General features: G+C 41.5%; 11 protein-coding genes. 3 read left to right on the top strand and 8 right to left on the bottom strand.

Translation table 11 applies throughout. The features are described 5' to 3' along the window. Positions 1–169 precede the first annotated feature (169 nt). Positions 170–706 carry a GNAT family protein gene (locus NSS87_RS13015; RefSeq protein ID WP_052404262.1) on the top strand — a complete coding sequence of 179 codons (537 nt, stop codon included), beginning with the start codon at positions 170–172 and terminating at the stop codon, positions 704–706. A gap of 321 nt (positions 707–1,027) precedes the next feature. Here NSS87_RS13015 and NSS87_RS13010 read toward each other — a convergent pair whose 3' ends face one another. The 7 genes from NSS87_RS13010 to NSS87_RS12980 all read right to left on the bottom strand — a co-directional run bounded on the left by NSS87_RS13010 (position 1,028) and on the right by NSS87_RS12980 (position 8,626). After that, entirely contained in the window at positions 1,028–2,434 is a 1,407-nt protein-coding gene (locus NSS87_RS13010; RefSeq protein ID WP_339247603.1) for a GNAT family N-acetyltransferase, read from the bottom strand. A 197-nt stretch (positions 2,435–2,631) separates the two neighbouring features. Continuing rightward, a complete protein-coding gene (locus tag NSS87_RS13005; RefSeq protein ID WP_339247600.1) occupies positions 2,632–3,627 on the bottom strand; it encodes an ROK family protein in 996 nt (331 codons plus the stop codon). A 19-nt stretch (positions 3,628–3,646) separates the two neighbouring features. Next, positions 3,647–4,330 carry an N-acetylmannosamine-6-phosphate 2-epimerase gene (locus NSS87_RS13000; protein WP_339247599.1) on the bottom strand — a complete coding sequence of 228 codons (684 nt, stop codon included), beginning with the start codon at positions 4,328–4,330 and terminating at the stop codon, positions 3,647–3,649. A gap of 5 nt (positions 4,331–4,335) precedes the next feature. After that, a complete protein-coding gene (locus tag NSS87_RS12995; RefSeq protein WP_339247596.1) occupies positions 4,336–5,253 on the bottom strand; it encodes a dihydrodipicolinate synthase family protein in 918 nt (305 codons plus the stop codon). Positions 5,254–5,312: 59 nt separating this feature from the next. After that, positions 5,313–6,200 carry a carbohydrate ABC transporter permease gene (locus NSS87_RS12990; protein WP_339247595.1) on the bottom strand — a complete coding sequence of 296 codons (888 nt, stop codon included), beginning with the start codon at positions 6,198–6,200 and terminating at the stop codon, positions 5,313–5,315. 12 nt (positions 6,201–6,212) lie between these two features. Next, positions 6,213–7,061 (bottom strand): sugar ABC transporter permease, encoded by an 849-nt coding sequence (locus NSS87_RS12985; protein ID WP_339248549.1) that lies wholly within the window; start codon positions 7,059–7,061, stop codon positions 6,213–6,215. A 173-nt stretch (positions 7,062–7,234) separates the two neighbouring features. Further along, positions 7,235–8,626, bottom strand: a complete 1,392-nt coding sequence (locus NSS87_RS12980; protein WP_339247592.1) for an extracellular solute-binding protein — start codon at positions 8,624–8,626, stop codon at positions 7,235–7,237. A 294-nt stretch (positions 8,627–8,920) separates the two neighbouring features. On the opposite strand from NSS87_RS12980, the gene NSS87_RS12975 reads away from it, so the two are divergent. Next, complete coding sequence (locus tag NSS87_RS12975; protein ID WP_339247590.1) at positions 8,921–10,549, top strand: response regulator; 1,629 nt, start codon at positions 8,921–8,923, stop codon at positions 10,547–10,549. A gap of 6 nt (positions 10,550–10,555) precedes the next feature. After that, the gene (locus NSS87_RS12970) at positions 10,556–12,361 is read left to right on the top strand and encodes a sensor histidine kinase (protein ID WP_339247588.1); all 1,806 of its coding nucleotides are present in this window, start codon (positions 10,556–10,558) and stop codon (positions 12,359–12,361) included. A gap of 2 nt (positions 12,362–12,363) precedes the next feature. Here NSS87_RS12970 and NSS87_RS12965 read toward each other — a convergent pair whose 3' ends face one another. Beyond that, a complete protein-coding gene (locus tag NSS87_RS12965) occupies positions 12,364–13,935 on the bottom strand; it encodes an ABC-F family ATP-binding cassette domain-containing protein (RefSeq protein ID WP_339247586.1) in 1,572 nt (523 codons plus the stop codon). Positions 13,936–14,013: the final 78 nt, after the last annotated feature.

The following is a 14,013-nucleotide window of genomic DNA, read 5'->3' as shown; positions in this document are numbered from 1 at the left end:
TGGAAGGTTGTTAAGCTTATATTTTTATAATGTGTAAATATTATGAAAAATAAAGGAAATTACATGGATCTACAAGAAGTTACAGAGTACGTATAACAGAGTCTTTGTAATCGTATTAGGCGGTAGCAACTGAAGAACAATTAAAACTTAAACTAGGAGTGCTATATTCATGGAAATAGTATCGAACCGATTAATTTTAAGAGATTATACAAGCAGTGATTCTTCTTTTTATGAAGAACTAGAACAAAATCCCCTATCCTACAAATATGAGAACACTGCACCTGATGCAAAACAAATTAAAGATGACTTCCTTTCGATCTTGTCTCAAGCAACAAGTGATCCACGGCAATATTATGATCTTGCAATATGTACAAAGCTGGATATGAAGCCCATCGGTAATGTCAGCATAAAGTTAAACTGGGAAGAAATCAGAGAATGGGAAATCGGTTGGGTCCTACTCCCGGACTATTGGAAAATGGGATATGCAACTGAAGCCGTGAAGTCCCTGATAGGTTATGCCTTTAGCTCTCTTAATGCACATAGGGTTGTTGCTTATGCCAACGCCGAGAATATGCAATCTGAGAAAGTAATGATTAGAGCAGGAATGTTAAAAGATGGGGTTCTTAGGGAGACTAGATTCTGTAATCAGCAATGGTGCAACGAGATCGTCTATTCCTCTTTAGAGCAGGAGTGGGCTAATATTTGATGGTTTAAAACTGATTAGGGAAAAACTCCCTATAAAAAGTCGATATCCGCTAATAATGAATGAAATTAGGGAATTCCTCCCTATAAATCAGGCTAATTCCTTTGATTCTCATCAAATCAGACGAATTTAGGGGAGGTTTTCCCTAATTATAAGTCTGGCAACCAATAATCTCAGAATTAGAGGGAGAAATTCCCTAATTGTTCTATTGAAACTTCACTTGGAACTTCACTTGGATCATCATTTGGAACGTCATTTACAGGATAACAAGAAGAGCCGCTCCCGAGTAGTTAAAAACTACTTTTGGAACGGCCTCTTTTCTTTTTACACTATCAACTCACGTATGACTTCAACCTCATCCCTGCTCACTTCAACGAATCCAAGGGATGTATATAAGTTCGAAGCACGTTCGTTCTCTATTCGATGTCCAATAACGATTTTGTCGCAGTGATGTTCCGCTTTTATAGTTCGAATCAAGGCATCCATTCCGGTTCTACCGAATCCTCTATTCTGATATTTCTGATCAATCATAAAAGCCATAATCCAATAACTTCCGTCCTCAGGATCTACGGCATATACTGAGAATCCTACCAATTCTTCATCTGCGTATAAAGCCAACGGAGTCATTCGGCAATAAGCCGATTCTGCTAACCAATAGACTACTGGTACAGGAAAAACCGTTTTTTGCTCATTGGACACCTCTAATTGCGTACAGGCATACCAGTTATTCTCAGTGATTGTCTTCAGCGCAATATGTGGATGAAAGCCATCCCGAATACGATCACAGATTGCATCTAATTTAGCTTTAAGCTGTAGTGCCCATTCCGGACAAATAGAAACGTCCAAATTCTCTAAACTTCGAAGCAACCTAGCGAATCCATATAAGTCAGAGAACCTTTGGAATTCTGGCAATAACTTGATATATTCATCGTCCAGCCGCTTTACAGATCTATATCCACTAATAAAAAGATCGATGTTCTTCTTGCTCTCATCATCATTCTGCTTGGATAGATCTCTTAACGCTGATGTGATATCCATCGCAAACCAGTGATACATAGAGTCATCAAAGTCGATCGAACTATATCGAGACGTCTCTTTCATATAAAAGATATTGTCTGTCTCAAAATCAAAATGGATCAGCCCCGTATGTCCTACGCCAAAAGAGAGCTCACTTAACCACGCCTCAATTCGTTCATATTCCTTAAGCGCTTTATGCTCCTCGGGGTGTCTTCTTAATACGGATAAAATAAATTGAAGCGAATCGACCCAGCTTTTACGCGCGGGTGTGCTCGGAGCATAAGTCTCAGATAAATTATGCAATCTCGCGAGCGTTTGACCCCAATGTTGGAACTGCAGCTTCGACATCTCTTCAAGGGGAACGTACTCCCCTTGGGCTTGTTCAAAAACAACCCCGTGATATCTACCATTTCCAGTTAAAAGGGTCTCAATCCACTTCCCTTGCATGGAGCGTACTGGCGCCACGGTCTCATAGCCCTGTTCCAATAAGTACATCATAAAATCTAGTTCAGCCTGAATATTCTCTGCGCTATTATCCTCTTCGTGAGTAAACCTTAAATAATAGTGCTTACTATTCCATTGAAACGTATAAATAAAATTACTACTTGCTCTCACAAGCTTCAAAGTTCCGGGCTCATGATTCCAATACTTGATCATCTCTTTGGCAGGTAGATCGTTCTCTGTTCCCCTCACCATGTTCATTAAAGTCATCATTTCCGATAGTGCCTCCCGTAGTCATTGAGAGGTGTTCTTCCCTTACGAATACTGACCTCTCTCGGACTTCATTGTGGTGTTGTTCGTACTCAAACATCATCACTCCTTATAAACGGATTAGGGACCCCAGAAAGATTTGACCTTTACTCTCATCCCCTTTAACATTATCGGTAAATTATTCTATTTAATCAAGAGATTTAGATAAAGCCTTCATTACTAGATGAAAGGGATGGGACTCCGTACTCCCAGATCTGTAATGCCGCACCGATCATTCCACAGGAATTGCCACGATAGGCTGCTTCAATGCGGACGCCTTCCAGCATCGATGGCATCGTTCTCGTAGCCACTTCTCTTCTTATTCCTTCGAATAATAGCTCACCTGCTTCAGCCACTCCACCACCAATAACAATAACCTTTGGGTTAAAAATATGAATAAACGAAGCGATAGCTGAACCAAGCGCAGCAATTGTTTCTTCCATTACTTCTGTAGCTAGACGGTCTCCTTCTCTCCATCTCGCGATCACGTCTCGTGATTCTAAGTTATCAAGTGGCTCATTGTTTAAAGTTAGTTTTTCCCGCATTCGACGAGCAATGCTTGTGCCTGACGCATAATGTTCTAAGCAGCCTCTTCCTCCACAAACACAAGCAGGTCCTTTGAAATCTACAGACAGATGCCCCAACTCTCCAGCGCCACCCCAAGAACCATGGACAAGACGACCCTCTATAACAATGGCTCCACCTACACCCGTACCAAGTGCAAGACAGATAAAATCGCTCACACCTATACAAGAACCTAGATATTTCTCTGTTAATGCTAGTACATTCACGTCGTTATCTACGATTATTGGAAGCTGGAATTGAGTCTGAAGCAACGCTTTCAAGGCTGTCCCAGCATATCCAGGAATAAGCTCTGATGACGAGCGAATACTCCCTGCCTCCCAATCGATTTGTCCTGCCGTTCCTACACCAATCCCTTTAATCTGAACGCCTGCATGCATGGCTGTAGCTTCTTCTATTAACCTTTGAATAGCCTGAAAAGCTCGGTCCACGGTCTTCGTGAACCCAGCCTTTGTGCTCAGACTTACAGTATGTACTACGTCCCCCTGTGGTGTAACCAGTCCAGCATTAATTTTCGTTCCCCCGATATCCACTCCGACAGCATATTCCATTAGAGGATCATATCCTTCTAACACAGACTCGCCTCCTTAAGTCTCAGCAATCGCTCACGGCTTTGACATAGCGTGATGTGATTAATTGTGGCCTTGTAATCGCACTTCCTACCACGACATAAGATGCTCCAGCATTCTTAGCTCTCGCCGCATCTTCCGGAGTCCATATACGTCCCTCCGCAACTACGGGAATATTCACGAACTCGCATAATTGCTGCAGCAAGACAAGATCTGGTCCTTCTTGTTGCGTGCTGTAAGGTGTATAGCCCGAAAGTGTTGTGCCAATGAAATCTACACCTAATTCTTCCGCTGCCAGTCCTTCCTCCAAAGTCGATATATCTGCCATTACAAGCACACCCATTTGATGAGCATATGCGATTAAAGGCTTAACCGACGCTAAGCGACCTTCCCGATTCGTAACATCTAATGCAACAATATCCGCTTTAGCGGACACGATTGCTTTCACCTCATCCAGAGTTGGCGTAATAAATATTGCTGATCCGGGAATATCCCGTTTAATAAGTCCAATAACCGGTACATTTACTTCTTCTTTAATCGCTAGAATATCTGGAACCCCATTCGTCCGAATTCCAATTGCCCCTGATTGAACCGCCGCTCTTGCCATTTTTGCCATTGTATCTCCACCATGAAGCGGCTCATGCTCAAGTGCCTGACATGACACGATCAGACCTTTCATCGGAAAGATATCGCTCATTCGAGTCATCATAAACCCTATCCTTTCGCTTCAAGAATATACTCTAATATTCTATTGTTGAGAGCTTCCACCCGATCCTGATCCGAAGCCTTGATGGGTAGAAGTGGCATTCTCGGTTGGCCCGTTTCAAATCCACGCAAACTCAGAATTGCTTTGCATGCACCATATAATGATGGAAAGGATAGTAATTCTACAATGAGATCATTGATAATGAACTGCCATTTCTGCGCCTCAGCCATATCGCCTTGCCCATAACATTGTTCTACTTTTAAAAATAGCTCGGGCATAACCCCGTAGGTTCCACCAATCCCACCATCTGCCCCGATACTGCGACCAGCTAAGTACTGCTCATCTGGTCCATTCAATACAAGAAAATCATTTCCACCTGCTGCCTTAAACTGCTGAAGCTCAAATGTACTTTCTGCTGAAATCTTCACGCCAATCACTTTATCCTGCGCGGCCATCTTCACTAACAAGCTTTTCGATAATTGAAAGCCTGTCGTTTGCGGGATGTGGTAGATAATAAATGGAAGTGAAGTACTATCAATGATCGCCTGCCAATGACTTTCTACACTGTCTGGAGACAAACGATAATAGATAGCCGGAACAGCCGATACCGCATGTGCGCCAACTAATTCAGCATATACTGCTAGCTCAACACTGTCTCTTGTAGATGGAGCACCTACATGAGCAATGATCGTAAGCTCATCTCCTACTTCCGCTATAACTGCTTCGAGCATTTGTTTACGCTCTTCTACAGATTGCAGCATGCCTTCGCCTGAGCTTCCGCCAACATAAAGTCCTTTCACACCTGTAGAAGCATAATGACGAGCTAATTTGCGTGCCGCTTCTTTATCTATATTCCCCTCGGCATCATAACTGGAGTACAAAGCGATAATAATGCCTTTAAAAGCTTCAAGATCAGTTGATTTCATAAATAACAGCCTCCGTCGTTTAAGTTACAGCTCATTAATTTACGTTGTTATAAGAATATTTAACCCTTAACAGCACCCATCGTAATCCCTTGTGTGAATGCCTTTTGAAACATTAGGAAAATCGCAATCATAGGAATTGAAGCTAACGCAGCTCCTGCCATAAGCAGTCCATAGTTCGTTGTGAATTCGCCTCGAAGTGTCGCAACCCCAAGTGGCAAGGTCATCATCGAAGTAGATCGCGTCATGATTAGCTGGCTGAAATAATCGTTCCATGAAGTAATAAAGGTAAATATAGCCAGTGCACCAACTGCTGGTTTCAATAACGGTAAAATGATCGTTCCGAACAATCGAATTTCCGAGCTGCCGTCAATTTTTGCCGCTTCAATCAACTCTCCCGGAATCGTCTGCGCGAACTGTTTCATCAAAAAGACTCCAAATGGCCAGCCAATTGCCGGTAAAATAAGCCCTTTATACGTATTGACCCAACCAAAGTCAGCTAACATCGTAAACAACGGAACGAGAATAACTTGCTTAGGCAATGCCATAGCGGCAACAAACATCGTGAAGATAATTCCTCGTCCTGGAAATGATTTCTTTGCGAGAACATATCCGGCACAGGAGGAGACAATACAGATCGCAGCCATTTCTGCAAAAGCAATAATAAAGCTATTAAACATCCAGCGTTCTACGGGATTCTTAAATAATTCTGTCCAGTTCTGTAACGTCGGCTTTAACGGAAACCACTCCGGTGGGATAGTCGTTGCCACAGTTTGAAGTTTAAAGGCCCCTGACACTACCCAGTAAAAGGGAAAGATAAAAAATAATGTAGCCAAAATCAATAGGATTGTAGCGATTATTTTTGGAATCGTTAATTCTTTTTTCCATGCGCTTACTTTCTTAGACTGGATAATAGGTGCTTTCAGTTCTAATGGATTCTTAGAATTCATGATGTCCCCTCCTTAATACTCAACATCGCTGCCAAAGTATTTGAATTGAATGATTGAAATGATCCCAATTACAATTGCGAGTATGACGCCCATTGCAGAGGCATATCCGAAATGACCTAGCATAAATGCTTGTTCATATACACCGTACATAACAGTTGAAGTGCTATATACAGGTCCACCTGAGGTAAGGAGTTGAATCAGTGCAAAACACTGAAAGGTATTAATCGTGGTAATCACGATAATATATAAGTTCGTTGGCATCAGCATCGGCCATAATATTTTCCGGAAAATTTGCCAAGGGGTTGCTCGATCTATCTCTGCGGCTTCAATATAAGAGGTAGGAATGTTACCAATGGAGGCCACATACAAAATAATCGGTTGCCCTACAGAAGTCGTTATTAAGACCACGATAATTGCAAGTAATGCGGTTCTTGTATCCCCAAGCCATGAAACAGGCTCCATTCCAAATAAACCCGTCAAATAATTCAGAATTCCGTAGTTGGGATGGTAAATCCAGCCCCAAACGACTGTAATACTTACGACCGAAGATACGGCTGGCAAGTAGAACACACCGCGGAAAAACGATCTAGCAAACTCTTTTTTCTTATAAATATTCATGGATACAAACAGTGAAAAGATAATCACGATCGGTACGGTGATCACTACGAGTAATAAAGTATTTCCCATGGACTTCATGAAATTATCATCTTTAAATAATGAAATATAATTATCGAGACCAATAAAACTAAAATCTCTCAGCGAGTAAACAAAGAAACTAATATAAACCCCTTTTATCATTGGGTAGGCTACAAACAGAAGAAAAAATCCAAACGCTGGTAATAAGAAAAGATAACTCATCATCCAGTCACGTATCACATAACCTTTAATTTTGCGTACCGTTGTCCCCACAACCTTCTCCCCATTTCTCTGATGAAAAATAATGATATTTATAGGTGCGTAGCTTTAAAATTTTCATTTTTTTAAAAAGAATAGAGTGCTTCCCGCACTCTATTCTTTTGAACACCATTCACTATTTATTTCATAGCTGCTTTTGCTTTAGTAATAGCTTCGTTAGCCTTTTTAGCAAAACTATCCAAAGCTTCCTTGCCGGTTGCGCCTCCAGTTAAAGCACGTTGTAATTCAGGGAACCAGAACGTACGAATATCTGCATATCCATCAGCAATCGTAGGTGCATCTGTCGTAAATTTACGTGCATATTCAGCGTATTTATACTCTGGATCGTCATAAAGACCAGTAATCGAATTACGAACCGAGAGACCACCTGTTTGAATCAAGTTTTTCTTACCCCATACAGGATCATTAGCAATGAAATCAATCAGCTTTTTGGAAGCTGCAATCTTAGCTTCATCCCCATTGTTAAATACAGCCATACCGCCCAGATATGGTTCAAGCTTTGGTTCCGAACCATCTAGTGTAGGGAATGGAAGGAGAATATCTTCGAACTGTACCATTTTTTTAGATACGTTCTGTGCTTTTAGTACAGCGGAATAGTTAAGTGTAAAGGCCAATTTACCTTGCAGGAACAAATCGTTCACGTCAGCAGCCGCAAGTGAAGCTGCACCAGAGACACTGAGTTTATCTTTCGTAGCTTGGACAATCCAATCTAACGCTTTAGCAGCATTATCAGTATTGATAGCGACTGCTGAGTTATCTTCATTTAAGAATCGGGATACACCTAAGTTAGCAAGATAAGCGCGAGTGCCTTGGTCTCCAGCTTGGCTCTTCGCGAAGAATCCTGTAGGAATAACGTCCGGTGCCTTTTCTTTTACAGCTTCCAATGCCTTTTTATATTCTTCAAACGTCCAAGTTCTATCTTCCTTATCCAAAGGTAGTAAATCTAGAGCGCCAATCTTTTCAAAAATAGACTTATTAACAGCCATCATAAAAGGCGCAGTGTTAATCGGGTACATAAAGATGTTGTCGCCTACACTTGACTGCTTCCAAAAAGCTTCTGAAATATCATTCTTCACTTCATCAGTCACCATGTCGTTAAGCGGTGCAAGCAAATCCTTTTTACCCCAATCGATAATCCTTCCAGGTGCATCATAGATCACATCAGGTGCGGTATTAGAAGCAATTGCGACATTCAGTTTTTCAGGGCCGCCTTCAAAGGTGATCATCTCAAGGTTTACTTTAATTTCAGGATTCTTCTCATTAAAAGCTGCAATGATTTCCTTCTCATACTTGCCTACTTCACCATCTAAAGCTTGAAAGCTCGGAAAATTCCACCAAGTAATTTCTACTGGTTTAGCAGCAGCCTCAGTTGCTGCGGGCTCTGTCTTGTCAGCATTATTACTTGGTGTAACCGCTGAATTCGCTGTGTTCGTATTTCCACATGCAACTAACTGTGTACCTAAAAGTGCGACACCAACAATACTCATTAGCCCTTTTTTCATTGCTTTCATGTGCTACCCCCAATTATTTTTTGTGGAATAAAGTACTGCTCTCATTCCTTGCGCTAATCATAAATCAATTGTAAATTCAGGAGAATCCCACTCCTTTTACTTTTAGGGTTCATTTCTGACATATCCCTTCAATCCACCCCTCTTCAATGTTATAATACATTACATATTCCACCTATTAACAATTGAATTTATATTTTTTCACTTTTTCGCCTTAATGTAACCCTTTTAATCTTACATCTAATGGTATTCTCTTACGAGTGATCCACTATAATTCTAGTCTTCCGGAGGGATTTCATGTACAAACTAATGATTGTAGAGGATGAGCCATTAATACGAACGGGCTTAAAACATTACTTTGCTTGGGAGGATCTCGGGGTTCACAGCATTATTGAAGCAGAAAATGGAAAAGAAGGTATGGCCACCGCATTGCGCGAGAAGCCCGATTTGGTGATCACCGATATCCGGATGCCCGAAATGAATGGTCTTCAAATGATTGAGCAGATTCGCAATCTGCTTCCTGATACATTATTTATCATTTTGACAGGATTCAACGATTTCGAATACGCGCAGAAGGCTATTAAACTAGGGAATGTACATGCTTTTTTGCTCAAACCTTTGGAATACGAGGAAAGCCTCTTAGTGATACAAGAGTGTATGAACAAGCTCCAACTAAAGCGACAGGATAGATTAAAACGTTCTAATCTGGAAGGGGCACAACTTGTAAAGCTGTTATTAGAGGAAGAACATTCAGTAATAGATGATGCTGTTATCCATGAACTATGTAATTTCAACAGTAACTACTATCTTTATCTCCCCTTTGTTTTGACAGGGATCCCTATGAGAGAAACGCGCACTCCATCCACCCTGTGGATGAGAGAATATGCGGAGAAGTTCATTCATAATGCTGTGGATGAGTATCTTCATGCCTCTACACCGCACTCTATTTTTACATATTCATCTAAAACAAAGCTCTATGGTCTTATTGTATTGGGATCTCCGTCTTCTACTGACAACTTCCCTCTTCAAACTCAAGTACAGATACGAATCGATCAATATCTGAAGGCGCTTACGCTAGAACATCATCTAGGCCTCTATTTAGTTATAGGTAAGACGACGGAGAACCCTGCACAAATACATACTTTGCTGCACGATTCCGATCGAATGTTATATCAACGCTTTTACATGAGAGATTGCAGGTTATTCTATGTGCCACAATGGATAGAAAACTCAAATTCTCAGAAACCATCCCTAATTCAACTAGATGAGAATGATAAGAAACGGATGATCTCCTGTATCGAAAGTTCTAACGAAATAGAAACGCTCCAGCTGATGCATCGCCTGGCTCAAGATATTTTGAGTAAAACCGATGTCTCTTCTCCTGATTACTGGCTCGCATTTCTTCAGGAAATCATAAGTGTTATAATCCGCTTCGCCAATAAAAACCACATCCATATCGAAGGTGTGTACAGCGAAAAGCTCCTGAACCTTACGTTTGCGGATGATTTTGATTCGCTTGAGACGCTTTTTGACTGGCTTGGCAGGTGGATGATTCATTTGGGGATTGTTTATACCGAAGGACTGACACACAACCACCAACAGGATGTGATCATATTCGAGCATATTAAATCCTTCATTAAAGAAAATATTGATCAAGAAGTGACTCTGCAGATGGTAGCAGATCGATTCTTCTATAATCCGTCTTATTTAAGTCGCCTGTTCAAGCGGAAACTCGATAAGAACTACATGCGATTTGTAACCGAGATTCGGATGGAATATGCGCAGGAATGCTTAAAAAAACCGGAGATTCTAGTGACCGATGTCTGTACGATGTGTGGTTACAAAAGCTATAAGCATTTCGTGAAAACATTCCGAAGTATCACCAACATGACCCCATCAGACTATAGAAAACAATCAGGCTGGTGACCTAAAATGATGCAGATTGAGCAACCAAAGAGACGCTACCGGATGCGACATGTCAATCGTCAAATTTTCATGCTGATGATCCTGACCATTACCATTCCACTCCTGATCATATCCGCAATCATCTATATCTTTTCAAACCAAGCCGTCAAAAATGAATACCAGAGCAGCTCAAATCTGATCCTTAATAACCTCTCGTTCAACATTGACCAATATCTTCAAAGTATTGATAAAGGTACACTGAACGCACAGGTAGATAGCCAGCTCCAAACCGCACTTGAGCATTGGACGATCCATAAAGACGACGTCGGAAATGACCTGAATATTCAGTATGGAAACACGATTGAGCATTTCATCAGCGGGATTGAGATGACGATTAAAAATGTTGATAGTGTGCAGATTTTTTCGGGATCACGTGTGTTCTACTCTGCCAATTTCAATCGTGCGGATTATGATGTGAAGGATTATACCCAGGAGGATTGGTATTTACAGACCCAGCAGAAAAAAGGCGGAGTGATTCTATTTGGCAGCCATGTCCCCTTCTATCGTACCAATTCCAAACAATCCGTCATTTCTATTGCCCGAGTCATTAATAAAAAAGGAAGCAAGCAGCCCATTGGCGTCATGTTAATCGATATCCGATTGGATTCATTACGTGAAATCTTAAAGCTCTCGGAGAATAGCAAACGAAAATTCATTATTTTAGACGATAAGGGCGGTAGTGTTTACAGCTCAGATATCATGGAGACCTCACCCTTACAACCTATCCCTATAGAACCTCAGGCGCTTAATACTTTCATGAACAATGATACGGGAAGCTTTTATGGTACTTTTGACGATAAATACTCGTACATTAACTTTGTTACGTCTCCCTATTCCAACTGGAAGGTCATTCAGTATATAGATGAAAAAGAGATGACTAAGCAAGCCACTTTTCTCGGAAAAATCATTTTAACATTAGCGCTCTTGTCGCTTGTCACTGCGATCTTATTCATGTATATCCTATCGGAGCGTGTCACTAAGCCTATTATTCTTTTAAGCCGAAAGGTTAAGCTGGTGGGAATGGGGAACTTTGATGTGGATTTGTATAGTAATCGTCAAGATGAGTTTGGTGTTCTATACAATGGAATCCGAAAAATGGTGAAAGACCTGCAAAATTATATCGAGCGATCTTCTATGGCCAAAGCACAGCAAAAAGTAGCTCAATACGGCGCCCTTAAAAGCCAAATCAATCCACATTTCCTTGCGAATGTACTTGAATCTATTCAAATGAAAGCCATCATTAATGGGCAAAGAGAGATTGGCGAAATGGTGGGGATTGTAGGTAGATTGTTTCGGATTCATATCCAGACCGGAAAGATAACCGTAACCCTGCGAGAAGAACTTGAACACGTCCGGCTGTATGTAAAAATCCAACAATTACGTTTCGGGGACAAAATTCAATATATTGAACAGCTAGAACCTAATACCGAAATAATTAAAGTCATGCACTTTTCCCTTCAACCCATCGTTGAGAATGCTATCGTCCATGGACTGGAGTGTCGAAGTGAACCGGGTCTCCTTGAAGTCTCCTCGATGATTTCGGGGGATGACATGCTAATTATCGTTAAAGATAACGGAATTGGTATCGATGAAGAGAAACTTAAACAGTTACGTCTTCGTCTCTCTCAACCATCAGACACCCTAGATGAAGATCATATTGGTATAAAAAATGTTCATGATCGTATTCAATTTCATTTTGGTGAAGCCTATGGGATTGAAATCACCAGTCAAGTAGGTGAAGGGACGACCGTGATCATCCGACTACCAGCATAATCCTAAACATTCTGCTCAGTGATTCCTGCTTCAGGATCGAAGGTAAGCATTTTCGTTGCTATTTTATCGATAAAGAAGCGGTCATGACTGACGGTAACTACGGCTCCAGGGAAATGAATGAGTGCCTGCTCCATCACCTGAATACTCGTCAAATCTAAATGATTCGTTGGCTCATCCAAAATAATGACAGCCGCGCCAGAGAGAAGGCATTTCGCTAACGCTACTCTGGCCTGCTGTCCACCTGACAGACTGCCGATCGTTTTGCTCAGATCCATTTCCGAGAATTGTAGCATCGATAGAAATTTGTTCACTTTTTTCCGCGGAGCATCGAGTCCCAGCCCATACACATTTACGGCATGACTGACTGTATCCTTAACATCGAGTTCGTCCCACATCTGATTGAAGTACGCGTAGCTGACCCCACGTTCCCAAGTCACACCACCCCTTTCAGGCTCTTCTTGCCCAGTCAATACCTTTATGAGTGTCGACTTCCCGCTTCCGTTAGGCCCCACAATAGCTATCCGATCTTCCTTTTGAATATCGAAGCTAACGTTCTGGAATATCGTCCGACCATCATAGCTTTGTCCAATTCCCTTCACTTCACCAAGCTTATCCGGAAACCGTAAATTGCTGTAGATATCGGTGATCAGTACGTTCACTGGATGAGGCTCCACACGCTTTTTCATATCTGTCAGTTTACGTGATAGACGATCCTTCGGGGACTTTTTGTTCCCGCGGGTTTCAATGGCTTCCGACTCCATAAGTAGAAGCTCTTCTTCCCACTCGAATTGACGATCAAGCACCTTTTTGCGCATCTTCTTTTTACGAACATAGTCGGTGTAATTGCCTTCATATTCCTGAAAATGATAATTCTCGATTTCAATCGTCCGCGTGACTACTCTGTCAATAAATTGCCGGTCATGGGAGATGAGAATCATCGCCCCATTAAAACGGTGAAGCCACTGCTCCAACCATACGATCCCTTCGATATCCAAAAAGTTAGTAGGCTCATCGAGCAATACGACATCGGGCATTTCAATTAAGACTTTAGCCAGTGCTGCACGGTTCCTCCAGCCTCCCGATAACTCATCTACAGGTTGATGTCGTGATCTTTCATTGAAGCCCAACTTCGTCAGAACAGTGTTGATTTCTACAGATACATTCCAGCCATCCAAATGATCCATTTGTTCAAAAAGCGCCGCTTGCCGCTCTAAAAGTGTATTCATCTGGTCATCATCCGTCACTTGTCCAAGCTGTTCCCCGATTTGGTTAAGCTCCTGTTCGATAAGCGCTACCTGCTCAAAGCACAATTCTAACTCTTGCTGTACAGACAAGGCCCCGGAAAGCTCCGAGAATTGAGAGAAATAACTGATCTTCACATTGGGATCTAACTCTACTTTCCCTGCTGTTGGCTCCTCTTTTCCCATCATCAGTTTAAAAACAGTAGACTTCCCCGCACCATTTCGTCCGATTAACCCAATCCGTTCACCCTTGTTAACTCGAAAATATATATCTCGAAAAATCAAAGTATTCTCATATTTCTTAGTTACGTTCTCCATACGGATTACGCTCAAACCTATCACCCCTAGTTCATATAGATCAAAATACAGCTCAGAACACTCAAAGAGCTATTATAGCACTATTTTAAAAAG

The organism is Paenibacillus sp. FSL F4-0243, from assembly GCF_037963295.1.
Classification (GTDB): domain Bacteria; phylum Bacillota; class Bacilli; order Paenibacillales; family Paenibacillaceae; genus Paenibacillus_AQ.
Note: the sequence above shows the minus strand (reverse complement) of the source record. Positions and strands in the feature narration are given on the sequence as shown.